The sequence below is a fragment of the Rhizobium sp. FKY42 genome, assembly GCF_005222835.1.
In the GTDB taxonomy this organism is placed as follows: Bacteria; Pseudomonadota; Alphaproteobacteria; order Rhizobiales; family Rhizobiaceae; genus Neorhizobium.
Window position 1 is genome coordinate 14,048 of the sequence record NZ_STGA01000004.1, and the last position, 23,311, is coordinate 37,358.

General features: G+C 58.1%; 19 protein-coding genes. 9 read left to right on the forward strand and 10 right to left on the reverse strand.

Annotation, left to right across the window (positions count from 1 at the left end):
* Nucleotides 1–29 precede the first annotated feature (29 nt).
* From E8M78_RS01775 to E8M78_RS01790, 4 genes are read right to left on the reverse strand one after another with little or no spacing between them, the layout of a single operon-like run.
* On the reverse strand, nucleotides 30–869 hold the full coding sequence (locus E8M78_RS01775; protein ID WP_137133431.1) for a metal ABC transporter permease: 840 nt from the start codon (nucleotides 867–869) through the stop codon (nucleotides 30–32).
* Nucleotides 866–1,726 (reverse strand): metal ABC transporter permease, encoded by an 861-nt coding sequence (locus E8M78_RS01780; RefSeq protein WP_137133432.1) that lies wholly within the window; start codon nucleotides 1,724–1,726, stop codon nucleotides 866–868. Before E8M78_RS01780 ends, E8M78_RS01775 begins: the two co-directional genes overlap by 4 nt.
* The gene (locus tag E8M78_RS01785) at nucleotides 1,707–2,642 is read right to left on the reverse strand and encodes a manganese/iron ABC transporter ATP-binding protein (protein ID WP_170973290.1); all 936 of its coding nucleotides are present in this window, start codon (nucleotides 2,640–2,642) and stop codon (nucleotides 1,707–1,709) included. Before E8M78_RS01785 ends, E8M78_RS01780 begins: the two co-directional genes overlap by 20 nt.
* Entirely contained in the window at nucleotides 2,639–3,484 is an 846-nt protein-coding gene (locus E8M78_RS01790) for a metal ABC transporter substrate-binding protein (RefSeq protein ID WP_137133584.1), read from the reverse strand. The genes E8M78_RS01785 and E8M78_RS01790 overlap by 4 nt, the downstream gene beginning before the upstream one ends.
* A gap of 287 nt (nucleotides 3,485–3,771) precedes the next feature.
* Between E8M78_RS01790 and E8M78_RS01795 the strand changes: the two genes are divergently transcribed.
* On the forward strand, nucleotides 3,772–4,929 hold the full coding sequence (locus E8M78_RS01795) for a hypothetical protein (protein ID WP_205910211.1): 1,158 nt from the start codon (nucleotides 3,772–3,774) through the stop codon (nucleotides 4,927–4,929).
* A 66-nt stretch (nucleotides 4,930–4,995) separates the two neighbouring features.
* Here E8M78_RS01795 and lysS read toward each other — a convergent pair whose 3' ends face one another.
* The 5 genes from lysS to E8M78_RS01820 all read right to left on the reverse strand — a co-directional run bounded on the left by lysS (nucleotide 4,996) and on the right by E8M78_RS01820 (nucleotide 11,554).
* The gene (gene lysS / locus E8M78_RS01800) at nucleotides 4,996–6,492 is read right to left on the reverse strand and encodes a lysine--tRNA ligase (RefSeq protein WP_137133433.1); all 1,497 of its coding nucleotides are present in this window, start codon (nucleotides 6,490–6,492) and stop codon (nucleotides 4,996–4,998) included.
* A 62-nt stretch (nucleotides 6,493–6,554) separates the two neighbouring features.
* On the reverse strand, nucleotides 6,555–8,012 hold the full coding sequence (gene gltX / locus E8M78_RS01805) for a glutamate--tRNA ligase (RefSeq protein WP_137133434.1): 1,458 nt from the start codon (nucleotides 8,010–8,012) through the stop codon (nucleotides 6,555–6,557).
* 118 nt (nucleotides 8,013–8,130) lie between these two features.
* A complete protein-coding gene (locus E8M78_RS01810; RefSeq protein WP_137133435.1) occupies nucleotides 8,131–9,903 on the reverse strand; it encodes an SLC13 family permease in 1,773 nt (590 codons plus the stop codon).
* A 122-nt stretch (nucleotides 9,904–10,025) separates the two neighbouring features.
* Nucleotides 10,026–10,769 carry a TerC family protein gene (locus E8M78_RS01815; protein ID WP_137133436.1) on the reverse strand — a complete coding sequence of 248 codons (744 nt, stop codon included), beginning with the start codon at nucleotides 10,767–10,769 and terminating at the stop codon, nucleotides 10,026–10,028.
* A 116-nt stretch (nucleotides 10,770–10,885) separates the two neighbouring features.
* Nucleotides 10,886–11,554 carry a TetR/AcrR family transcriptional regulator gene (locus E8M78_RS01820; RefSeq protein ID WP_137133437.1) on the reverse strand — a complete coding sequence of 223 codons (669 nt, stop codon included), beginning with the start codon at nucleotides 11,552–11,554 and terminating at the stop codon, nucleotides 10,886–10,888.
* Between the two features lie 134 nt (nucleotides 11,555–11,688).
* On the opposite strand from E8M78_RS01820, the gene E8M78_RS01825 reads away from it, so the two are divergent.
* The 5 genes from E8M78_RS01825 (at nucleotide 11,689) to xylA (ending at nucleotide 18,605) form a co-directional block, all read left to right on the forward strand.
* Nucleotides 11,689–12,921 (forward strand): HlyD family secretion protein, encoded by a 1,233-nt coding sequence (locus E8M78_RS01825; protein ID WP_137133438.1) that lies wholly within the window; start codon nucleotides 11,689–11,691, stop codon nucleotides 12,919–12,921.
* 105 nt (nucleotides 12,922–13,026) lie between these two features.
* A complete protein-coding gene (locus tag E8M78_RS01830) occupies nucleotides 13,027–14,604 on the forward strand; it encodes a DHA2 family efflux MFS transporter permease subunit (RefSeq protein ID WP_137133439.1) in 1,578 nt (525 codons plus the stop codon).
* Nucleotides 14,605–14,767: 163 nt separating this feature from the next.
* Entirely contained in the window at nucleotides 14,768–15,793 is a 1,026-nt protein-coding gene (locus E8M78_RS01835) for a LacI family DNA-binding transcriptional regulator (RefSeq protein ID WP_137133440.1), read from the forward strand.
* A gap of 22 nt (nucleotides 15,794–15,815) precedes the next feature.
* Nucleotides 15,816–17,270 (forward strand): xylulokinase, encoded by a 1,455-nt coding sequence (gene xylB / locus E8M78_RS01840; RefSeq protein WP_137133441.1) that lies wholly within the window; start codon nucleotides 15,816–15,818, stop codon nucleotides 17,268–17,270.
* Between the two features lie 24 nt (nucleotides 17,271–17,294).
* Entirely contained in the window at nucleotides 17,295–18,605 is a 1,311-nt protein-coding gene (gene xylA, locus E8M78_RS01845) for a xylose isomerase (RefSeq protein WP_137133442.1), read from the forward strand.
* A 47-nt stretch (nucleotides 18,606–18,652) separates the two neighbouring features.
* Here xylA and E8M78_RS01850 read toward each other — a convergent pair whose 3' ends face one another.
* Nucleotides 18,653–19,021 carry a VOC family protein gene (locus tag E8M78_RS01850; RefSeq protein WP_137133443.1) on the reverse strand — a complete coding sequence of 123 codons (369 nt, stop codon included), beginning with the start codon at nucleotides 19,019–19,021 and terminating at the stop codon, nucleotides 18,653–18,655.
* 508 nt (nucleotides 19,022–19,529) lie between these two features.
* On the opposite strand from E8M78_RS01850, the gene E8M78_RS01855 reads away from it, so the two are divergent.
* The 3 genes from E8M78_RS01855 (at nucleotide 19,530) to E8M78_RS01865 (ending at nucleotide 23,300) form a co-directional block, all read left to right on the forward strand.
* Nucleotides 19,530–20,582, forward strand: coding sequence for a sugar phosphate isomerase/epimerase (locus E8M78_RS01855; RefSeq protein WP_137133444.1), 1,053 nt, complete (start codon nucleotides 19,530–19,532; stop codon nucleotides 20,580–20,582).
* Between the two features lie 24 nt (nucleotides 20,583–20,606).
* Nucleotides 20,607–21,779: a Gfo/Idh/MocA family oxidoreductase gene (locus tag E8M78_RS01860; RefSeq protein ID WP_137133445.1), complete on the forward strand. Its 1,173-nt coding sequence runs from the start codon at nucleotides 20,607–20,609 to the stop codon at nucleotides 21,777–21,779.
* Nucleotides 21,780–21,920: 141 nt separating this feature from the next.
* A complete protein-coding gene (locus tag E8M78_RS01865; protein ID WP_137133446.1) occupies nucleotides 21,921–23,300 on the forward strand; it encodes a GH1 family beta-glucosidase in 1,380 nt (459 codons plus the stop codon).
* The last annotated feature ends 11 nt before the right edge of the window (nucleotides 23,301–23,311 follow it).

Here is a 23,311-nt window from a genome sequence, read left to right on the forward strand (position 1 = left end):
GAACGGCTCGCTCCCAGGCGGGCCGTTCTTTATGCCTCGGAGAGCGAACGGGTTTGCAGCGTGTTGCGCAGGAAGGCCAGGATGAACACCACCGTCATCAGCAGAACAATGGTGGGTGCTGGTGCGCTATCGATGAAGAAGCTCGCATAGATGCCCACGAATGAGCAGCCGAATGCGACGCCAACAGATGTCAGAAGCATGGTGTGGAACCGACGCGTCATCAGAAAGGCGATTGCACCCGGAGCGACCAGAAAGGCGACCGCGAGAATGATGCCAACGGCTGTCAGCGCGCCTACAACTGTCAGAGACAGGACCGTCAGCAAGCCGTAATGCAGTACGGTCACTGGAAGGCCGATCGCCTTGGCATGTTGGGCATCGAAGGCGTGCAGCAGCAGGTCCTTTCGCAAAACGCCTAGAAAGAGCGTTGCGGCCAGAGCGATCAATCCGGATTGTAGAAGGTCGGCAGGCCCAATGCCCAGCATGTCACCGAACAGGATATGATCGAGATGCACGTCGCTTTTCACAGCGACATACATGACAAGACCCAGCCCGAACATGCCGGAAAAGACGATGCCGAGCACGGTGTCTTCCTTGATGCGACTGTTTTCCTTGATGAAACCGGTGCCGATGGCGCAAATAAGCCCTGCCACGAAAGCCCCGAGCGCGAGCGGCAGGGAGAGCATGTAGGCCAGAACCACACCCGGAAGAACGGCGTGGGAGACTGCATCTCCCATCAGCGACCAGCCCTTCAGCACCAGAAAACAGGACAGCATGGCCATGGGAACGCTGATCATCAGCGTGACCAAAAAAGCATTCTGCATGAAGGGAAGCTGGAAGGGCAGGATGGCCCATTCAAGAAGCTCGCTCATGCCGCCTCCTGCAGGGTCAGTTTCCGGCGTCTACGGGCTGCCAGCACGCCATGTTTGGGCGCGAACACGAAGGCTGCCAGGAAGATCAGGGTTTGCAGCACGACGATGATGCCGCCCGTTGCGCCATTGAGGAAATAGCTGGCATAGGCACCTACAAAGCTCGTTATGGCGCCGATACCGGCGGCCATGGCAATCAGTTTCTCAAAGCGGTCGGTCAGGAGATAAGCGGTCGCACCGGGCGTGACCACCATTGCAACGACGAGGAAGGCGCCCACTGTTTGGAGAGCGGCGACCGTGGATGCGGCCAGCAGCGTGAAGAACAGCACTTTCAGCAGGTCCGGTCTCAAGCCAATGGTGCGCGCGTGGTTCTCATCAAAGAAGGCCACCATCAGATCCTTCCATTTCAGGGTCAGGATCACAAGGCTGATGCCGCCGATCAGCAGTAATTGCAGCTTGTCTTCCGGCGTGATGGCCAGAATATTGCCGAGCACGATGGTTTGAATGTTCACCGAGGTCGGCGAGAGCGACACCATGAACAGGCCAAGCCCGAAGAAAGACGTAAAGATCAGTCCGATGATCGCATCTTCCTTCAATCGTGTGCGCTGATTAAGGAAGAGCATGGCACCGGCCGCCAGTCCGCCGGACAGAAAGGCACCGAGCGCGAAGGGAAGGCCCAGCATATAGGCACCTGCCACACCGGGCACAATGGCATGGGACAGGGCATCGCCTATGAGCGACCAGCCTTTGAGCATGAGGTAGGCCGACAGAAAGCCGCAGACGCCACCGACCAGCGCGCTGACCCAGATGGCGTCCAGCATGTAGCTGTAGGTGAAGGGTTCAAGAAGCGTCTGAAACATGCGTCGCTTCCTGCTTCTGTTCACTCTTTTCCGGCGGGGCGGGTGGCTTTCTAACGAGCTTTCCTGCGTCCTTGCCATAGGTTACGTAGGGGCGTTCATCATCGGTGATGACACGTACATGGCGCGCATCATCGTCGTCATGCAGGTCTGCGCCGCCGAGAATGAAATGCCGCAAGACCCCGCCGAACGCCTTTTCCAGATTGGTTTCGTTGAACGTGTCCTCGGTGCGTCCATGGGCGATGACCGTGCCTTTCACGAAGACAGTGCGGTCGCAAAAATCAGGAACGCTGCCGAGGTTATGGGTTGAGACCAACATGATACGTCCCTCATCCCGCAGGGACTTCAGAAGTGCGATAATCTGTTCCTCGGTAGTGACATCCACGCCGGTAAAGGGCTCGTCCAGCAGGATGACCTGACCTTCCTGCGCCAGTGCGCGGGCAAGGAAAACGCGTTTGCGCTGACCGCCCGAAAGTTCACCGATCTGGCGCTTGCGAAAGGCCTCCATGTTGACCCGCCGTAGCGCTTCCGTCACCATGTCCTTGTCGCGGCGAGAGGGAATACGCAGGAAATTCATGTGGCCGTAGCGCCCCATCATCACCACGTCTTCCACAAGAACCGGGAAGTTCCAATCCACCTCCTCCGCCTGCGGAACATAGGCAACCAGGTTCTGCTTCAGTGCCTGCCTGGCCGGCATGCCCAGCATGTCCACCTGACCCTCCGCCAGACCGACAAAGCCCATGATGGCCTTGAACAGCGTGGATTTTCCGGCGCCGTTCACGCCGACGAGTGCCGTGATGGTGCCTTTGGGAATGGTAAAGCTTGCATCGCGCAGCGCCACATGGCCGTTCTTGTAGGCGACCGTCACATGGCTGACCGACAGCCCCGCGCTGAAGCGCTTCGATTTGCCCATCATCATGGTGCAAGCCCTTTCGCGATGGTGCTGGTGGTGACCTTCAAGAGGTCGAGATAGGTCGGAACAGGGCCGTTCGCTTCGCTCAGAGAATCCACATAGAGGACACCGCCATAACGGGCGCCCGTTTCGCGGGCGACTTGCTTTGCGGGATCGGGCGACACTGTGCTTTCCGAGAAGACGACGCCGATCTTGTTGGCTTTGACCGCATCGATGACCGCCTTGACCTGCTGCGGCGTGCCCTGACTGTCGGCATTCACCGGCCAGAGGTAAAGTTCCTTCATGCCGAAATCGCGGGCCAGATACGAGAATGCACCTTCGCTTGTGACGAGCCAGCGGTTGTTTTCCGGCAGCTTCGACAAGGTATCGCGCATCGGTTGAACAGCAGCGCGGATCTGGTCGCTATAGGCCTTGGCGTTCTTGTTGTAGGTCTCAGCATTCGCCGGATCGATGCCAACCAGCGCCTTGCGAATATTCTCCACATAGATCAGCGCATTTTCCGGCGACATCCAGGCATGCGGGTTTGGCTTGCCCTGATAGGCTCCGCCAGCAATCGCCATGGGAGTGACCCCGTCCGATACGGTGACGCTCGGTACCTTGCCGAGATTAACCAGGAATTTTTCGAACCATTGTTCCAGATTGAGGCCGTTGCGCAGAACCAGGTCTGCATCTCTTGCGCGCAAAATGTCGCGGGGGGTCGGTTGATAATTATGGATCTCCGCACCGGGCTTGGTGATGCTTTCCACATCGGCTGCATCGCCTGCAACGTTGCGGGCCATATCCGCGATGATGGTGAAGGTCGTCACCACTTTCGGCTTTTCGGCAGCGTGGCTGCTGGCGGCAAGCATCGAGAAAACAAGGCAGAGAGGCACGGCAAGGCGGAACAGAGACACGGTATCGGATCCTTATTGCAAATGGTTCGCATTACAATGTAGCGGCATAACTTCAAGTGTCAATGCTATTGCAAATCACTTGCATCAAGCCATCGGCTTACGTGTTCTGTTTCGAATTGATGCATCGTCAGGCTGTGGATTGCGGGCCCGTATTAAAGCTTCTTCAAGAGTAATGATGGAGGATGCCTCGTCTCGAGATTTGTATTGCGTCGATTGGAGTTAAGCATGCCGGAGTGCCGGGCGTGAAAGGCGTAAAAATACGACTGTCACGCACTCTCGTCATGATTCTGGGAGGAGGACTGCTTCTGATCGGTGGAAGCGGAGCAGCAGCCCTGTATGTGGGTGCCGACAAGCTGCTTGGTCCGTCCTGGGAAGAGGTGAACGGCCTCAAATGCACGACGCTTCAAGAAATCAAGCTTAAGCAGGAAGGTCATTCCTGGGTGCGACGATTTGTTTTCGCCGAAGGCGGGGATGGTCCGCAGCGGTTGAAGACAGCGGTTCGGGTCGCAAAGGCGGTCCAGAAGGCGGAGAAAGCAGATCTGGTCCAGGTGACCGTTCTTGACAAGAACGGACCGACGCAACGGGCAGCCATGCGCGGGCGGGCGATCGGTGCCCAGGTCATTTACATTCCCGACACATCCAAAGCGCCAGATCCGAGTGATCCGGTTCTTTCCGGCTTCTACGTTGAAGGGGCAGCCAATCACGGGGAATTTTTCGGCCTGAAGATCTCTCCGCCGCTGGAAGATCTTGAGGTGATGGCTGCTGCCCTCAAGGATTTCGAAGACTGTGCGTCTCCGATCGTTCCCGAAGCCGCTGATCCCCATGGCGCAAAGCCTGCCAAGGGAGCAAAGGGTGCCAAGGGCGGTGATCATGGGGCCAAGTCGGGTCACGGCGAAGCCTCCGGTCACGACAAGCCTGCAGCAGATAAAGGTCATGGCGAGAAGGCCCCGGACGCCCACGCGCCTGCGGCTGAGGGCGCGGGTCACGAAGAGCCACCGAAAAGCGAAGGTCTTGTAAGCTCGCTGACCAACATGATTTTCGGCAACAAATCGCAGGCGGCTGAAGCTGCCCCCCATGGAGCAGAGCCTGCCAATGCCGGAACTGCGGAACAGAAGACCGAGGTGGCGGGCGATCACACGACGCCGAGCCCCGAACATACAGCGGTGGCAGAACAGCCGGGTTTTCTGGATCGTATCAAGGGCATGATCTTCGGTAGCGATAAACCGACCGTCACCGAAAAGCCTGTCTCGCCTGCGCCGACCGCTTCCGCGGATGGCAAGCCGGAGCCTCATGACTCTGCGGGCAAGGCAAGCGGAAAAGGCGATGGCATCGACCCGATGAAGGTGGCAGCACCCACTGACGCGCCGAAAGCGGCACCTGCACCGAAGCCCTCGCACTGATAGTCTCAAAACGCGAAAGGCCCACCTTGCGGCGGGCCTTGTTCAATTGCACTTCGAAGGGTTTGATCAGTCGGCCTTGTTGCGACGGGCCGGGAAGAGGATCACGTCGCGGATGGACGGTGCATTCGTGAGTAGCATGATCAGGCGATCGACGCCGATACCCAGACCACCGGCAGGCGGCATGCCCTGATCGATCGCATCCAGGAACTCGTCATCCAGCTGCTTGTCCTTTTCGCCGCGAGCATGCGCCTGCTCCAGCTGCTCTTCCATGCGGCGGCGCTGTTCTTCCGGATCGTTGAGTTCCGAAAAGGCATTGCCCACTTCCCAGGCATTGCAATAGGTCTCAAAGCGTTCAACCAGACGTGGCTCGCCCGGAACTTCCTTGGCAAAGGGCGAAATGTCCTTCGGGAAATGCGTGACGTGGCTTGGCTGGATCAGTGTGCCTTCCACCTTTTCTTCAAAGATGAAGGCCAAGCATTCGCCCCAGGTCCAGTCCTTCTCGACCTCGAAACCGGCGGCCTTTGCGGCAGCACGCGCTTCTTCATCGGTCTTGATGGAGAGGAAGTCGATTCCCGTTGCTTCCTTCACCGCATCGGGCATCGGAACGCGCTTGAACGGTCCCTTGAAGGAGAGCGTCTTGTCACCGAACACCACATCGGTCGTGCCGTGGACGGACGTTGCCAGATGCTCGAACAGGCGCTCAACCAGCGCCATCATGTCCTCGTAATCGGCATAGGCCCAGTAGCATTCCATCATGGTGAATTCTGGATTGTGCCGGGTGGAGACGCCTTCGTTGCGGAAGTTGCGGTTAATCTCGAAAACTTTGTCCGAAAGGCCGGATACCAGCGTGCGCTTGAGGAACAGTTCCGGCGCGATGCGCAGATACATGTCCATCTTCAAGGTGTTGTGGAAGGTCTTGAACGGATCAGCCGTCGCGCCGCCATAAACCGTTTGCAGCATGGGGGTCTCGACTTCGAGGAAGCCTTCGCTTTCCAGGAAGTGACGGAAGCCGGACACGATCTTCGAGCGTTGCTGGAAACGCAACTTGCTTTCGTCGTTCGATAGGATGTCGAGGTGACGCTTGCGGTAGCGGATTTCGACGTCAGCGATGCCGTTCCACTTTTCCGGCATCGGCAGCAGCGACTTCGTCAGCATGGTGATTTCATGCGCATTGATCGTCAACTCGCCGCGCTTGGTGCGACGTACAACACCCGTGACGCCGATGATATCGCCGATGTCGATCATCGACAGCATCTCGCGGGCGGCCTCTGGCGTCGTGTCCTTGTGGCTGAAGATCTGCACCTTGCCCGAGGCGTCGCGGATGTCCATGAACATGCCGGAATTGCGCGAGGAATAGACGCGGCCAGCGACCGTCACGATATCCTGCGTCTCGACGTCAGGCTCAAGGCTTTCGTATTTGGCTGCCAGTTCCGCATTCGTCATAGTGCGGTGGAAGTGCGCGGGATAGACATCGCCAATCTTGTCGCGCAGCAGCGCCAGTTTCTGGCGGCGCACTTCGGTCGCGTCGGAGGAGAGGGCGGTTTCGGTCTTCTGTTCGGTCATCGGTTATCGCCTTTTGGGGCCATCTTCGTTTCGAATGCCGCCAGCAACGGCGGCTCCGGCTATTACTTCTCGGCGCCCACCAGGGATGCCACCACGGTTGCGGCAATCTTCAGCCGCTGGCGCACCACGGAGCGGCCAAGCAGCGCCATGCTATCGAACAGCGGCAGCGAGCGCTGGCTGCCCGACATGGCGATGAAGAGCGGTGGGGTCACCACACGCAGCTTCTTGCCCAGCTTGTCGGCCACCGCGCGCAGTTCCTGATCGATCGATTCCGTCGTCCACTCCGGCATCTTTTCGAAATCGGCCTGGACGGTATTGATGATCTCCAGCGTCTCCGCAGGCGAGGTCTTCAGACCGCCGAAGGAGGCGGGCGTCAGGCCCACATCCGATGAGAGCAGGAAGCCACCGAGGTTTGGAAGTTCGCCGAGCTTCGAAATGCGGCTCTGGGCGAGCTTCAGACCTTCCGTCAGGCGGCCATTTTCCGATGCCCATTCGATGGTGCGGGCAATAAATTCTTCTGGCGTGAGTTTCTCACGCAGCCAGCGGCCGTTCAGCCAGTCGAGCTTCTGGATGTCGAAAATCGCACCCGCCTTCGAGAGGTTGTCCGGGTCGAACTTCTCCGCCAGTTCTTCCATCGACAGAAGTTCTTCGCCTTCCGCGATCTGAATGAAGAACAGGCCGAGGAAGTTCATCAGCGCTTCCGGCAGGTAGCCGAGTGCCGAATAATAGGAAATCGACGTCGGGTTCTTGCGCTTGGAGAGCTTGGATTTGTCGGCATTGCGCATCAGAGACAGATGCATGAACTTCGGCTCGTCCCAGCCGAAATAGCGATAGAGCAGGATGTGCTTCGGAACCGATGCCAGCCATTCTTCGCCGCGCGCCACATGCGTGATCTTCATCAGATGGTCGTCGATGACGTTTGCCATGTGGTAGGTTGGCATACCATCGGCCTTGATGAGAACCTGCATGTCCACCGAAGACCATGGGATCGACACGTCGCCGTAGACGCCGTCGTTGAATTCGCAGGCGCCTTCCGTCGGGATTTTCATGCGGATGACGGAGGCTTCGCCCGCTTCCATCTTTGCGGTTACTTCTTCAGCGGAATAGCGCAGGCACAGACCGTCATAGCCCGGAGGCTTGCCGCTGGCACGCTGCTCCTCGCGCATTTTCTCCAGGCGCTCCGGCGTGCAGAAGCAGCGGAAGGCATGGCCCTTGTCCAGCAGTTCCTGCGCGTAAGGCTGGTACATGTCCTTGCGGTCGGACTGGCGGTAGGGACCGTAGGGGCCGCCGACATCGGGGCCTTCCTTCCACTCCAGACCGCACCAGCGCAGCGCATCCAGCACCTTCTGCTCGAATTCGCGAGTCGAGCGGGTGGCATCGGTATCCTCGATGCGCAGGATGAATTCACCGCCATGCTTTTTGGCAAAGAGGTAGTTGAACAGCGCGATATAGGCCGTGCCGACATGCGGCTCGCCGGTTGGAGAAGGTGCGATGCGGACGCGGACGCCGGAAGTGCTCATTTGTGCCTGCTCAAAAAAGGAAATGGCGCGTCAGAAGGACGCAAGCCTCACTATTCGGATTGGCTGGCCTTAGCGCATATTCCGCCGCAAGCGTCAAGATTTTTGGCAAATTCGACCCTTATTGAACAGGCCAGAACCATAAAAGCGCGGGCACGCTGACCAGAACGATCAGGATCGATAGAGGTAGCCCGAGCCTCGGATAGTCCGAGAATCGATAGCCACCGGGTCCCATGACAAGCGTGTTGCATTGATGACCGACGGGCGTCAAAAAGTCGGAGCCCGCACCAATGGCAACCGCCATCAGGAAGGCTTCCGGCTTGAAGCCCAAGGTCGTCGCAAAGCTGACAGCGATCGGTCCCATGACGAGCACGGTTGCCGCATTGTTGAGGAACGGGGTAACCGCCATGGCGGTGATCATGATGAGCGCGATGGCGCCATAGGGTGGCAGGCTGTGCGCTATTTGTCCCAGCCAGCCTGCAATGAGTTCGCTTCCTCCCGTCGTTCGAAGCGAATCTGACACCGGGATCAAAGCTCCCAGCATGACGAGGATGGGTCCGTCGACGGCCTTGTACAGATCATTCAGCGGCACCGCCTTGAAAACTGCCATACCGAGTGCCGCGGCGAAGAAGGCAACAGCAACCGGCGCAAAGCCCAGGGCCGTGGAAACCATGGCCAAGGCCAAGATGATGATGGGAATGAGCGCCTTGCGCTGCGTGCCAAGCATGATCTCCTGCTGCGCCAGCGGCAAGAGCGCCAGATCCTGAAGCACGCCGGGCAACGTCGTGCGCGCGCCTTGCAGCACGATTACGTCACCCTCTCTGAGCACAAGATCACTCAATCGCTCCCTCAGCCGTTCACCGCGGCGGCTGACCGCCAGCAGGTTTATTCCCCGCGTATAGGATAGAGCTAGATTGCGGGCTGAGACGCCTGAAAGAGGCGACTGGTGCGAAATGACCGCCTCTATGGAGATGAGATCCTGCTCCACCTTGCCGGGGCCATTCAGGGCCTTGCCGGACAAGCGCAGCTTTGCGCTGGAAACCACACGTTCCAATGCCGCCGAGCGACCCTCCAGAAGCACAGAGTCATCTTCACGCAGGATGATATCAGGAAAAGGGGACATGCGGGAATGGCCGCGCAATACTGCCCTTGCAACCACTTCGCCATCGCCCAGCTTCAGGAGTTCGGCCAACGGCTTGCCCATCATGGTCGATTGTCCGGTAACGGTTGCCTCCGAGGCGTAGTTGGAGATCTCGACTGCTTCCTCAATGCTGTTCGATTGCTTCTGTCGTTCCGGAACGAGCCAGTAGAAGAACATCAGGAAGGTCACGCCGACGAGCGTCAGCAACCCGCCGACGGGAGTGAAATCGAACATGCTGAACGGAGTGCCCGTCATTTCGCCGCGCAGGCGTGAAACGACGATATTCGGAGATGTGCCGATCTGCGTCATCAGGCCGCCGAGGAGGGCGGAGAACGCCATCGGCATGAGATAGCGCGAGGGAGAGACGCCAGCCCGTCTGGCAAACTGCAGCGCGACGGGAATCATGATTGCCAGTGCGCCAATGTTCTTGATGAAGGCAGAGAGGACCGCCACGACAATCATCAGCAGGGCCATCTGCGTTCGGACCGAATTCAGGTTCGGAAAGAACTTCTTGATTGCAACGTCCACGATGCCGGAGCGAGCCACGCCGGCGCTGACCACAAGGGCACTGCCGACGATGATGACGATGTCATCCGAAAAGCCCGAGAAGGCGTCTCCAGGTTTTACGATGCCAAGCGCGACGGCCACCACAAGCGCGCAGCAAGCCACAACATCGTAGCGAAAGCGATCCCAGATGAAGACTGCCATCATCCCGGCGATCACGGAGAAGGAGAGGATCTGTTCGGTTGTCATGCCGCTCCGGAGGGGGAGAGGGCGGCTCGATGAGAAGAGGACCGCCGGGGGTGAAGTTTGATGTGCCTCAATACAATGGGAGGATCAAAGTTCCAGCCATCCGGCGATCCGTACGCTGCAAACTATCGCTTGAGTTTTCTCTGGCGGGCGTTTCGCGCCACCATATTGAGAACTTCCACCAGTGCCGAGAAGGCCATGGCCGCGTAGATATAACCCTTGGGCACGTGGAAGCCCATGCCTTCGGCAATCAGCGTGGTGCCGATCATCAGAAGGAACGCCAGCGCCAGCATGACGATGGTGGGGTTTTTCTCGATGAAGTTGGCGAGCGGGTTCGCCGCTACCAGCATGACGGTTACGGCTGCCAGAACGGCGATGACCATGATCGGCAGATGCGGGGTCATGCCAACGGCGGTGATGATGCTGTCAACGGAGAAGACAAGGTCGAGCAGAAGGATCTGACCAATGGCTGCACTGAAGCTCATGGCCGCAGCGCCTCCGACCATATCTTCCTTGTGGTCGATCGGGTCGACGCTGTGGTGAATTTCCTTCGTCGCCTTCCAGACCAGGAACAGACCACCGGCGATCAGGATGAGATCCTTCCAGGAAAAGCCATGGCCAAAGAGTTCAAACACCGGATTGGTGAGCTGAACGATCCAGGCAACGGTGCCGAGCAGGCCGAGGCGCATGACGAGTGCCAAACCAATGCCGATCTTGCGCGCCTTTTCCCGGTTTTCCGGTGGCAGCTTGTTGGTCAGGATCGAGATGAAAATGAGGTTGTCGATACCAAGTACAACCTCCATGACCACGAGCGTGACCAGGGCGACCCATGCGGCCGGGTCCTGTACGAGCATCATTATATCTTGCATGAACTGATTTCCCTTGCGCCGTAATGGAGAACCGGCTGACGAAGTGTAGGAGAGCAACCAGCTTAATCAAGCCGGAACCGCTGTTTACGCAAGGGGTATGACGCTTATTCCAATCTCTATTGAGATTTTTTTCCATAGGCCGCCATGAAAACACGTACTGCGGCTGATACCACGGAATCGATTTCCTGCTGATCCGGCGCCTCGCTCATATCGCCGAAAAGGCGAAGCTTGAAGAACGTGCCTGTCGCAAGGTCGATGAACTGGCGCGCCGCCATCGAAACATCGTCTACGGCGAGCCTATCTTCCGCTACCTGTCGACTGATGAAATCCTCCAGAACAGAGCGCACGTTCAGGCTGTCCGCGTTGAAAAAACGCTTCGAGAGTTTCGGCATGCGGTTGACCACGCCGATCATCGTTCGCATCGCCGAAACCGTCTCATCGCGTGTGATATGCGCGGCAAAGGCAGACGCGAAGCGCTGAAGACCTTCGGCCGCATCGGTCTGACCGTCCAGAACGTCCTGCATGGAGCGAGCGATGTTGCCGCGCTCTCTTTCCATGAGGGCGCGAAACAGATCGTCTTTCCCATCGAAATAGACGTAGATTGTTCCTTTGGAAACACCTGCCTCGCGTGTGATGTCGTTCATGCTGGCGGCGTCAAAGCCGACAGTCATGAAAACGCGCTTTGCGCCATCCAGGATCTGTTCACGCTTGGCCGGATCTTCTCCGGCTGCAAATCGCCCGGACTGAACCGGGGTTTCACAGGCCACGTAGGGTTTTTCAGACATGCGCGATCCAAAATCTTAACCTTTTCGAACCGATCGGTTCGATTGCTCTTGATATGTCGGTTGGAACGTTTTATGTCAAGCGACATTAAACCGATCGGTTCGATCTGATCGTTCATCCAGCTACGGTGATAGCAATGACCTCGCCTTCCAATAATGGTCCTCTCCGCGTCGTGTCCCCCAACGGCTCCGAAGACCTAGAAACCAAGGACAAGACGGAGCAGCGTTCCGAGCCCAAGCCGGGTGCGCCTGCTGCCGAAAAGCCTACTGCAGATGCGGGGCAGGCGGCGACGAAGTCTGGCGAGGCCAAGAAGAAAAAACGCAGTCCTGTGCTGCCGATTCTCGTTCTTGCCCTTCTGGGCGCTGGAGGATGGTATGGCTATAACTGGTGGACGGACGGACGGTTCCTGATCTCGACGGACGATGCCTACGTCGAAGCGGATATTGCCGTGATTTCGCCGAAGGTCTCCGGATACGTCCAGAAGGTCAATGTTATCGAGAACCAGGCAGTGAAGGCTGGCGAGCCGTTGGTAACATTGGATCAGGGCGATTACCTGCTTGCCGTGGGAAAGGCGCAGGCAAACGTTGAAAGCGCGCTCCTTGCCGTCAGCCGCATCGATGCCCAGATCACCGGCGGAGAGGCGAGCCTTCTCCAGGCGCAGGCGCAATTGGGTGCGCTTCAGGCGACGGTCCGCGGCGCCGAAATAACCCAGAAGCGCGCCGCAGAACTGGCATCCAAAAATGTCGGGACGACGGCTGAGCTCGATAATGCGCAGATCGCGCTTGAACAGGCGCAGGCAAACTTCAAGGCAGGGCAGGCGGCTGTCACCTCGGCACAGGCCAATATCGAGCTGCTGAAGGCGCAGCGCAATGAAGCGACCAATACGGTCAAGCTTCAGCAGCTGGCGGTTGATCAGGCGAAGCGCGATCTGGATTTCACAGTTCTGAAAGCCCCCTATGATGGGACGGTCGGCAATCTGGCGGTTCAGACCGGCGATTTCGTGACAGCTGGCAAGCGTTTGGCGTCCTTGGTGCCGATGTCGGATCTCTACATCAGCGCCAACTTCAAGGAGACGCAGATCGGCCACATTGTGCCGGGTTCGAAGGTTCGCGTTCACGTCGATGCCTTCGATGACCAGCCGATCGAAGGAACGGTCGTTTCGCTGTCGCCCGCGTCGGGATCTGTATTTTCGTTGCTGCCGCCAGAAAATGCGACCGGTAACTTCACCAAGGTCGTGCAGCGTGTTCCGGTTCGCATCTCGGTTCCAAAAGACGTTCTTGACAGCGGACGTCTGCGTGCAGGCCTCAGCGTGATTGCCGATGTGGATATTCGCACCGCCCCAGGCGCAACCTCGCAGGCAAGCCGCTAAGCCCGCCTTCCCGATGCCCACGATTCACTCGCGGGCATCGCACACCGCTAATGTTTGCTGCAGTCTCAAGCCCGGCATGGGTCCGGACTGCGTGAAGGAGCTCCCATGGCCGCCATAACCGCGACTGCCGGCGCCATGCCCGCCGATCCTCCCATGGACCGCAGGAAGCTGATTGCTTTCTTCGCGATGGTTGTCGGCATGTTCATGTCCATTCTCGACATCCAGATCGTTTCGGCCTCGCTCTCCGAGATCCAGGCGGGTCTTTCTGCCGGTTCCGATGAGATTGCCTGGGTCCAGACATCCTATCTGATTGCGGAAGTCATCATGATTCCGCTGTCCGGAACGCTTGCGCGTATCCTGTCGACAAGGGTTCTGTTTACGGTCTGCGCCGGAGGCTTCACGCTCGCGTCGGTGCTGTGCGCGACGGCGACGAATATCGAGCAGATGATCATCTACCGCGCCTTGCAGGGCTTTATCGGCGGCGGCATGATCCCATCTGTCTTCGCCGCAGCCTTCACCATCTTCCCGCCGTCCAAGCGCTCCGTGGTGTCGCCCATTATCGGCCTGATCGCAACGCTTGCTCCAACCATTGGACCGACGGTAGGCGGCTATCTCAGCAATGCCTTTTCGTGGCATTGGCTGTTCCTGGTGAATATCGTACCCGGCATCTTTGTGACGCTGCTTGCCTGGAGCTTCATCGATTTCGACAAACCAGAGCATTCGCTGATGAAGCGCTTCGACTGGTGGGGGCTGGCCTCCATGGCGCTGTTCCTCGGTTGCCTGGAATTTGTGTTGGAAGAGGGCAACAACAAGGATTGGTTCTCGGACGAGCATATCGTGATCAGTGCCGTTATCATGATAGTCGGCGCGGTCTTCTTTTTCTGGCGCGCCTTCACCGTGGAGTTTCCGGTGGTGGATCTTAAGGCGTTTGCCAACAGGAACTTCGCCTTCGGCTCACTCTTCTCCTTCATCATGGGCGTCGGCCTTTATGGCCTGACCTACATCTACCCACTCTATCTGGCGCGTATTCGCGGATATGATGCGCTGATGATCGGGGAAACCATGTTCGTGTCGGGTCTTGCCATGTTCCTGACGGCGCCGATTGCGGGCAGGCTTTCGGTCAAGATGGATCCGCGGGCGATGATGGGTATCGGCTTCTTCGGCTTTGCCTGCGGCACCTATCTCATGACAGGACTGACGGCGGACTGGGATTTCTATGAGCTTTTGCTGCCTCAGATCCTGCGCGGCTGCTCGCTGATGCTCTGCATGGTGCCGATCAACAACGTTGCACTGGGCACGCTGCCGCCGCAACGCATCCAGAACGCGTCGGGCCTCTATAATCTCACTCGTAACCTGGGTGGAGCGGTGGGTCTTGCGATCATCAACACCATGCTGACCCAGCGCTCCGACGCTCACTATGCCCGTCTGTCCGAGCATGTGAACTTCGGCAATCCGGCGGCGCTGGAGTGGATGAACAATGTGGCCGGCAACTTCAATTCCTATGGCATGGACGGCACCACCGCCGCGCTCAAGAAGCTTTCCGGCATGGTCAGCCAACAGGCGACTATCATGTCCTTCATCGACGTCTTCATGGGCCTGACCATTCTGTTCGGTAGCCTGATCCTGCTCGTATCGATGATCTCCCGTCCCAAGGCCGCACCGCCTCCAGATGCGGCCCACTGACCTCCGGACCCTACCGGATCGTCAGCACCGGGGCTGCCGTCGTCCCTGGCGGCAGCCCCGTTTCGTTTTCCCTCACGAGCGCTCACGCTAAAAAAGCATGAGCTTCCCAAATTTCTGATTTACGTACCTCAAATCCTCCGCTATCTGTTTTTGCGGAGGAAACATGAAGCCAACAGTTCACGACATCGCTGCGCGTGCGGGGGTCAGCCTTGCGACCGTTGACCGTGTTTTGAACGGTCGGCCGGGTGTTCGCGCGCCCACCCGTGAGAAGGTTGAGGCGGCGGTTGCCGAGCTTGGCTTCGTTCGCGATGTCGCGGCTGCAAACCTTGCCAAAAGCCGGGTCTACACGTTTGCTTTCATCATTCCTGCCAATGACAATTCCTTCATGATGGGCCTGCGTGCCGAACTGGAAGCGGTTCGTCGCTGGGCAGCGCAGGACCGTATCTCCATTCAGCTGATCGATGTGCCCGCCTTTGATGCCGATGCTCTGGCTTCGGCCCTTGATGCCGTTCGCGAGGAGCAGATGGATGGCGTTGCTTTCGTGGCGATCGATCACGCCTTGGTGCGTGAGGCGCTTGAGAGGCTGACCGAGAGCGGACTGGCAGCCGTAACGCTTGTTTCCGATCTCACGAATTCTGCCCGCGCCCATTATGCGGGCATTGACAATCTGGCGGCAGGGCGCACTGCGGCGACGCTGCTGGGACGTTTTCTCGGGCGTGGTGATAGCCCGATCCTGCCTGTCGCAGGCTCATTGCAGGTGCAGGATCACCGTGAGCGTCTGGAAGGCTTTCAGTCCGTACTCCAGGAGCAGTTTCCCGAGCGTGTTCTCTTGCCAGTGGTGGAAGGCGGCGATGATCCGGTCCGTGTCGAGGCGCTCGTTGCGCAGGCAGCGGCCGATCAACCGGATCTTGCAGGTATCTACAGTTTCGGTGCCGGTAATCGCGGTTTGATCCGGGCGCTGGCAGCCTTCCCGCAAGGGCGGCGCCCTGTCACCATCGCTCATGAACTGACCTCCGTTACGCGCGCGGCCCTGCTGGCTGGCCATATCGATGCGGTGCTCAACCAGGATGCCGGTCACGAGGTTCGCAGCGCCATTCGAGTGCTGAAGGCAAAGGCGGATGGTGCTGGCGTCGTCATCGCCCAGGAACGCATTCGCATCGACATTTTCTTGAAGGAAAATCTGCCGTGATGGCAGAAGGGAAGGGCTCACCATGTTTCTTGGTCTAGATCTCGGCACCTCCGGTGTAAAAGCCATGCTGATCGATGCCGATCAGACGGTGGTTGCATCGGCCAACGCATCGCTTGATGTCTCACGTCTTCACCCCGGCTGGTCCGAGCAGGACCCTTCGCACTGGATTAGCGCGACGAAGGAAGCGGTTGGCAGCTTGAAGACAAGCCATGGGAAGGCTTTGAGCGCGGTGAAGGGCATCGGCCTTTCCGGCCACATGCATGGCGCAACCCTGATCGGCACTGACGATCAGGTTCTTCGTCCCTGCATTTTGTGGAACGATACCCGTTCCTACGCCGAGGCGGCCAAACTGGATGCGGATCCGCGTTTTCGGGCGCTAACCGGAAACATTGTGTTTCCGGGCTTTACAGCTCCCAAACTTGCCTGGGTGAAGAACAACGAGCCGGAGATTTTCGCAAAAGTGGCGAAGGTTCTTCTGCCGAAGGATTATCTGCGTCTGTGGCTGACTGGTGAGCACATTTCCGAAATGTCGGATTCGGCTGGAACGAGCTGGTTCGATACCGGGAAACGTAGCTGGTCCTCCGAGCTTCTGGCTGCGACCGATCTATCTGAGGAGCAGATGCCGTCTCTCGTGGAAGGTACGCAAGCTGGCGGTACGCTTCGCAGCGAGCTTGTCTCCGAATGGGGCCTGGCTCAGGGCGTCGTCGTCGCGGGCGGAGCGGGGGACAATGCGGCCTCTGCCTGCGGCATGGGAACCGTATCCGAAGGGCAGGCTTTCGTTTCACTCGGCACGTCCGGCGTGCTGTTTGCCGCCAACGGTAGCTATTTGCCAAAACCTGAAAGCGCCGTGCATGCCTTCTGCCACGCCTTGCCAAACACGTGGCACCAGATGGGTGTGATCCTGTCGGCGACCGATGCGCTGAACTGGCACTCGCATGTCACCGGCAAGACGCCGGGTGAGCTTTCCGCAGAGCTGGGCGATGCGCTTCAGGCACCAACAGGCGTGACCTTCCTGCCATATCTTTCAGGCGAGCGGACACCGCACAACGATGCGAAGATCCGCGGTGCATTCATCGGCCTCGGCCATGAAACCTCGCGTGCTGCCTTGACGCAAGCGGTGATGGAGGGCGTTACCTTCGCGATCCGTGACAGTCTCGAGGCGCTCAAATCGGCGGGAACAAGCATTCAGCGCGTCACGGCCATCGGTGGCGGTTCGCGTTCGCGCTATTGGCTTGCCTCCATCGCGACGGCCTTGGGCATGCCGGTCGACATTCCGGCGGACGGTGACTTTGGTGCAGCCTTCGGGGCGGCTCGTCTCGGCCTGATCGCTGCGACTGGTGCCGACCCTCTGGCTGTTTGTACGGCGCCGCAAACGGCAGAGACGGTCGAGCCGGTGAGCACGCTCTCTCAAGGTTATGAAGAGGCCTATGGCCGCTACCGCGCGCTCTATCCGGCCATCAAATCCACAATGAACTAATACGGATCCAAAAAGGAAACACCCATGAGCACCGGCTTTTTCGGCAATATCCAGAAGATCAAATATGAAGGCGCGGAAAGCACCAACCCGCTCGCCTTCCACCATTACAATCCGGACGAGGTGGTTCTCGGCAAGCGGATGGAAGATCATCTGCGCTTTGCCGTTGCCTACTGGCATACATTCGTCTGGCCGGGTACGGATCCGTTCGGCGGCAATACGTTCGAGCGTCCCTGGTTCAAGGATACGATGGACGCCGCCAAGCTGAAGGCCGACGTGGCGTTCGAATTCTTCCAGCTGCTGGGTACGCCATACTACTGCTTTCATGATGCGGATGTGCGCCCGGAAGGCAACAGCTTTGCCGAGAATACCAAGAACCTGAACGAGATCGTCGATTATTTTGCCGAAAAGCAGGCAGCGACCGGCGTCAAGCTGCTCTGGGGTACGGCAAACCTCTTCTCGCATCGGCGTTACATGTCCGGTGCTGCCACCAATCCGGATCCGGATGTATTTGCCTTTGCCGCGGCAACGGTCAAAACCTGCATCGACGCCACGCAGAAGCTCGGCGGCGAGAACTATGTTCTCTGGGGCGGGCGCGAAGGCTATGAGACGCTGCTCAACACGGATCTCAAGAAGGAAATGGACCAGATGGGCCGCTTCCTGAATCTCGTGGTCGAATACAAGCACAAGATCGGCTTCAAGGGCGCGATCCTGATCGAGCCGAAGCCGCAGGAGCCTTCAAAGCACCAGTATGATTACGATGTGGCGACAGTCTACGGCTTCCTGAAGAACTACGGTCTTGAGAAGGAAGTAAAGGTCAATATCGAGCAGGGCCATGCGATCCTGGCCGGTCACTCCTTCGAGCACGAACTGGCGCTTGCCAATGCGCTTGGCATCTTCGGCTCCATCGACATGAACCGCAATGATTACCAGTCCGGCTGGGATACAGACCAGTTCCCGAACAATGTGCCGGAAATGGCGCTGGCCTATTATCAGGTTCTCTCCGGCGGCGGCTTCACGACCGGCGGCACGAACTTCGATGCCAAGCTGCGCCGCCAGTCTCTCGACGCGGAAGATCTGTTGATCGGCCATATCGGCGGCATGGATTGCTGCGCACGCGGCCTCAAGGCCGCTGCCAGGATGATCGAGGACAAGGCCCTGTCCGGTCCGCTCAACTCCCGCTACGCTGGTTGGGACAAGGCTGAAAATCAAGCCATGTTGAGGGGCGAGCAAAGCCTTGAAGCGATTGCCGCCCGCGTGGAAAGCCAGAACGTGAACCCGCAGCCCAAGTCCGGCAAGCAGGAACTTCTGGAAAACGTGGTCAATCGCTACGTCTGATCAGGCATCATGGGAGATCATCCGCAAGGATGATCTCTCTTCGCGTATCAGCGGGGCATATAGGCGCGGCTGGAGACGGAGATCGTATTGCCATTCGGATCAGTGGTTCGAGCATAACGATAGCCTTCAGCCTGGACCACTGGCGAGAAGGCGAGCCCGCGCTCCGTTGCGCGTGTCACGAAATCATCGACGTCAACGACATCGAATACAAGCTCCAGAATTGATTGCCCATGCGTCAGCCCCTCACTGGCTTTCTGGATCAGGAGAACCGTTCCGCCTTCGACCGGAGTGAGTTCGGTCATGGCTTCGCCGAGGACCGAGCGTGCCCGGAATCCGAAATGGTGCGCATAAAAGGCGACCATGGCGTCCACATCATGCGCGTAGAGAATAATCCTTCCAATGCCGGCTGCATTCATCCTGTGATTAACCGCCTTGATATCTCGCAATTCGAAAGAGCTGATGGATAAGTTAGAGAATTCTAACGGGTAAGCGTGAGATCAATCGACTGAGCTGTCATCTACACTCTATGGTTTTGTCAGGCAAGTTTCATGTTTTTCGCAAGCACACTTTACGGAGCGTTCTGGACAAACGTTCGGCTAAATTATGGATTGTGCCGAAAATGTACAGTTCTGGATGCCGATCGGAGATGGGGTGAGTCTGGAAAGCCTGAATTGCATGGACACAATACAGTTACCCACATTTCTGACCATCTATCGTAATTTTTGGCGCGACAATGGCATGTTCTCATATTGGTACGGCTGTACCAGGTCAGAGCGTCGACGGGGAGCAATATGGACGCAGGTCCTGATCGGCTTTATGAAAAAGGCTAGAATTAGTATTCTCTTATATCTGTGGTTGTCATTCGCGTAAGACTCGGATAGCCGTCACTGTAACGTTTCAGTTTAATCTCAGGGAGGAGTTAGCATGAAAACGATCAAGGGGCCTGCGATTTTTCTCGGCCAGTTTGCCGGAGATGCGGCACCGTTCAATTCGTGGGACGGAATCACCAAATGGGCGGCGGACAAGGGGTATGCGGGTGTTCAGGTTCCAAGCTGGGCGGGTCAGTTGATCGATCTCAGGAAGGCGTCCGAATCCAAGGATTACTGTGACGAGTTTTCGGGCGTCGCACGAGAGAATGGCATTGAGGTCACGGAGCTTTCCACCCACCTCCAGGGTCAGTTGATTGCCGTGCATCCCGCTTATGATGAGGCTTTCGATGGGTTTGCAGCGCCAGAGGTTCGTGGCAATCCGAAGGCGAGGCAGGAGTGGGCGGTAGAGCAGGTCAAGATGGCGTTGAAGGCCTCGCGTCACCTGGGCCTCAAGGCGCACGCGACCTTTTCCGGAGCGCTGGCCTGGCCGTTCATCTACCCTTGGCCACAGCGTCCGGCAGGTCTCGTTGAAACGGCATTCGATGAGCTTGCGCGCCGCTGGAAGCCTATTCTTGATTTCGCCGATGAGCAGGGTGTGGATGTTTGTTACGAAATTCATCCCGGCGAAGACCTGCATGACGGTGTGACCTTCGAGATGTTTCTGGAGCGTGTCGGCAATCATGTTCGCGCCAACATGCTCTATGATCCGTCGCACTATGTATTGCAGTGCCTCGACTATCTCGACAACATCGACATCTACAAAGACCGGATCAAGATGTTCCACGTCAAGGATGCGGAGTTCAACCCGACCGGACGCCAGGGCGTTTACGGCGGTTATCAGGGCTGGGTCGAGCGGGCCGGTCGTTTCCGCTCTCTCGGCGACGGACAGGTGGATTTCGGCGCCGTCTTCTCCAAGCTCACGGCCAATGACTTCGATGGTTGGGCAGTCGTTGAGTGGGAGTGCGCACTCAAAAACTCTGAAGACGGAGCGCGGGAAGGCGCCGAATTCGTCAAGGCTCATATCATCAAGGTCACGGACAAGGCGTTCGATGACTTTGCCTCCGGCGGAACTGATGATGCGGCAAACCGACGGATGCTGGGTCTGTAAGCAAGGGCGGCAAGGAGAAACTTCATGACTATCGAAGCGAGCAAATCCGACGCAGTGTCTGCAAAAATCCGTCTCGGCATGGTCGGTGGCGGGCAGGGCGCCTTTATCGGTGCAGTGCATCGCATGGCCGCACGTCTGGACGACCACTATGATCTTGTGGCGGGAGCATTGTCTTCCACGCCAGACAAATCGAAAGCATCGGGCGCTGCTCTGGGGCTTGATCCCGATCGCTGCTACGGGTCGTTCGAAGAAATGGCCGACAAGGAAGCGGCAAGACCGGACGGGATCGAAGCGGTATCCATCGTCACGCCGAACCACGTGCATTTCGCCGCGGCCAAGGCTTTTCTGGAGCGGGGCATCCACGTCATTTGCGACAAGCCGCTCACGTCCAATCTGGATGATGCCCGCAAACTTAAGGAGGCCGCGGACAAGGCAAGTGCTCTCTTCATCCTGACGCACAACTACACCGGCTATCCCATGGTGCGCCATGCGCGCGAACTGGTGCAAACGGGTGCGCTTGGTGATCTGAGGCTCGTCCAGATGGAATATCCGCAGGACTGGCTGGCAGAACCGGTGGAACAGACCGGTGCAAAACAGGCGGTCTGGCGCACGGATCCGGCGCAGTCCGGTGTTGGTGGCTCGACCGGCGATATCGGCACGCATGCCTATAATCTCGGCTCGTTCATTTCAGGCCTCGAACTGGAGGAACTCGCCGCTGATGTGCACACCTTCGTGGAAGGGCGGCGGCTGGATGACAATGCGCATGTGATGATGCGCTTCAAGGGTGGTGCAAAGGGGCTTCTTTGGTGCAGCCAGGTCGCGACGGGTAATGAGAACGGCCTGAAGGTTCGCATCTACGGCACCAAGGCTGGTATCGAATGGACGCAAGCCGACCCGAACTATCTCTGGTTCACGAAACTCGGCGAGCCGAAGCAGTTGATCACCCGTGGCGGTGCGGGTGCCGGTGCCGCGGCCTCACGCGTGACCCGTATTCCGGGCGGCCATCCAGAAGGCTATCTGGAAGCTTTCGCTACAATCTATTCGGAAGCGGCAGCCGCCATTCAGGCAGCGCGCTCCGGGGCTGCGGTTGACCCTGCCGTGGTTTATCCCACCGTCGATGATGGTGTGAAGGGTGTAGCCTTCGTAACCGCATGCATCGAAAGCTCAAGAAAGAACGGTGCCTGGGTTAAGGTGTAGAATAGGGCTGGATCTTCCCATTTACCATTCTGATGAAGATCTTGGCTCACGGCACAGGATCTTCACGCCTTTCCGCTGATCGTCTACACAGACAGAGACAATGATTGCGTAGGCCATCTGCCCGAAACTGAGGACAATGCGATGATCGACCCGAAAACCCTTGCGGCCCGTTTCCCGGGCGATTTTCTGTTTGGCGTTGCAACGGCTGCCTTTCAGATCGAGGGGGCGACAAAGGCGGATGGGCGCAAGGCGTCGATCTGGGATGCGTTTTCCAACATGCCGGGCCGCGTCTATGAAGGGCACAATGGCGATGTTGCCTGCGATCATTACAATCGGCTTGAGGAAGATCTCGATCTCATCAAGGAAATGGGCGTCTCGGGATACCGGTTCTCCATTGCCTGGCCTCGGATCATTCCCGATGGCGTCGGCCGCATCAACGAGAAGGGGCTCGATTTCTACGACCGCCTGGTCGATGGCTGCAAGGCGCGTGGCATCAAGACCTTCGCAACGCTCTACCATTGGGATTTGCCGCTGGCCCTGATGGGCGATGGAGGCTGGACGGCACGCTCCACAGCGCACGCGTTTCAACGCTACGCCAAGGTTGTCATGGCACGGCTGGGTGACCGGCTCGATGCGGTGGCGACGTTCAATGAGCCTTGGTGCTCCGTCTGGCTCAGTCACCTCTATGGCGTTCATGCACCCGGCGAACGCAACATGGATGCAGCCCTTCATGCCCTGCATTACACGAACCTGGCGCATGGGCTGGCGGTGGAATCGATCCGCCATGTCTCTCCAAATGTACCGCTGGGGCTGGTCCTGAATGCCCATGCGGTTGTTGCGGGCTCCGGGAGCGAAGCAGATGGCCAAGCAGCAGAGCGCGCCTTCCAGTTTCACAACGGTGTCTTTTTCGATCCCGTCTTCAAGGGTGAGTATCCAGCCGATTTCATGCAGGCGCTGGGGCATCGCATGCCGGTGATCGAAGAGGGGGATCTGGCGGTCATCAGTCAGAAGCTCGACTGGTGGGGTCTGAACTATTACACCCCCATGCGCGTGTCAGACGATCCGGCGGAAGGTGCAGAGTTTCCAGCGACAAAGCCCGCTCCTTTCGTCAACGAGGCCAAGACGGATATCGGTTGGGAGATATACCCATCAGCCATGGGAGACATGGTTACCCAGCTTTACCATCGCTACGATCTACCAGAAATGTACATCACCGAGAACGGCGCCTGTGACAACACGGATGTGGTCGAGGGCGCGATAGATGACAAGATGCGCCTCAATTACTACAGCGAACATCTCACCGTTGCCGCTGATCTCGTTCAGGCCGGCATTCCGCTCCGCGGTTACTTCGCCTGGAGCCTGATGGATAATTTCGAATGGGCGGAGGGCTATCGTATGCGCTTCGGTCTGGTTCATGTCGATTATGACACACAGGTTCGGACGATCAAGAAGAGCGGATACTGGTATCAAGCTCTTGCGGCTCAGTTTCCAAGGGGAAATCAGATTAAATCTGATATGTAATTATTTTTATT

What these genes read in the sequence shown, in the direction of transcription:
- E8M78_RS01775 (WP_137133431.1), bottom strand. Translation starts at nt 869, where the DNA reads ATGAGCGAGCTTCTTGAATGGGCCATCCTGCCCTTCCAGCTTCCCTTC.
- E8M78_RS01780 (WP_137133432.1), bottom strand. Translation starts at nt 1,726, where the DNA reads ATGTTTCAGACGCTTCTTGAACCCTTCACCTACAGCTACATGCTGGAC.
- E8M78_RS01785 (WP_170973290.1), bottom strand. Translation starts at nt 2,642, where the DNA reads ATGATGATGGGCAAATCGAAGCGCTTCAGCGCGGGGCTGTCGGTCAGC.
- E8M78_RS01790 (WP_137133584.1), bottom strand. Translation starts at nt 3,484, where the DNA reads ATGCTTGCCGCCAGCAGCCACGCTGCCGAAAAGCCGAAAGTGGTGACG.
- lysS (WP_137133433.1), bottom strand. Translation starts at nt 6,492, where the DNA reads ATGACCGAACAGAAGACCGAAACCGCCCTCTCCTCCGACGCGACCGAA.
- gltX (WP_137133434.1), bottom strand. Translation starts at nt 8,012, where the DNA reads ATGAGCACTTCCGGCGTCCGCGTCCGCATCGCACCTTCTCCAACCGGC.
- E8M78_RS01810 (WP_137133435.1), bottom strand. Translation starts at nt 9,903, where the DNA reads ATGACAACCGAACAGATCCTCTCCTTCTCCGTGATCGCCGGGATGATG.
- E8M78_RS01815 (WP_137133436.1), bottom strand. Translation starts at nt 10,769, where the DNA reads ATGCAAGATATAATGATGCTCGTACAGGACCCGGCCGCATGGGTCGCC.
- E8M78_RS01820 (WP_137133437.1), bottom strand. Translation starts at nt 11,554, where the DNA reads ATGTCTGAAAAACCCTACGTGGCCTGTGAAACCCCGGTTCAGTCCGGG.
- E8M78_RS01825 (WP_137133438.1), top strand. Translation starts at nt 11,689, where the DNA reads ATGACCTCGCCTTCCAATAATGGTCCTCTCCGCGTCGTGTCCCCCAAC.
- E8M78_RS01830 (WP_137133439.1), top strand. Translation starts at nt 13,027, where the DNA reads ATGGCCGCCATAACCGCGACTGCCGGCGCCATGCCCGCCGATCCTCCC.
- E8M78_RS01835 (WP_137133440.1), top strand. Translation starts at nt 14,768, where the DNA reads ATGAAGCCAACAGTTCACGACATCGCTGCGCGTGCGGGGGTCAGCCTT.
- xylB (WP_137133441.1), top strand. Translation starts at nt 15,816, where the DNA reads ATGTTTCTTGGTCTAGATCTCGGCACCTCCGGTGTAAAAGCCATGCTG.
- xylA (WP_137133442.1), top strand. Translation starts at nt 17,295, where the DNA reads ATGAGCACCGGCTTTTTCGGCAATATCCAGAAGATCAAATATGAAGGC.
- E8M78_RS01850 (WP_137133443.1), bottom strand. Translation starts at nt 19,021, where the DNA reads ATGAATGCAGCCGGCATTGGAAGGATTATTCTCTACGCGCATGATGTG.
- E8M78_RS01855 (WP_137133444.1), top strand. Translation starts at nt 19,530, where the DNA reads ATGAAAACGATCAAGGGGCCTGCGATTTTTCTCGGCCAGTTTGCCGGA.
- E8M78_RS01860 (WP_137133445.1), top strand. Translation starts at nt 20,607, where the DNA reads ATGACTATCGAAGCGAGCAAATCCGACGCAGTGTCTGCAAAAATCCGT.
- E8M78_RS01865 (WP_137133446.1), top strand. Translation starts at nt 21,921, where the DNA reads ATGATCGACCCGAAAACCCTTGCGGCCCGTTTCCCGGGCGATTTTCTG.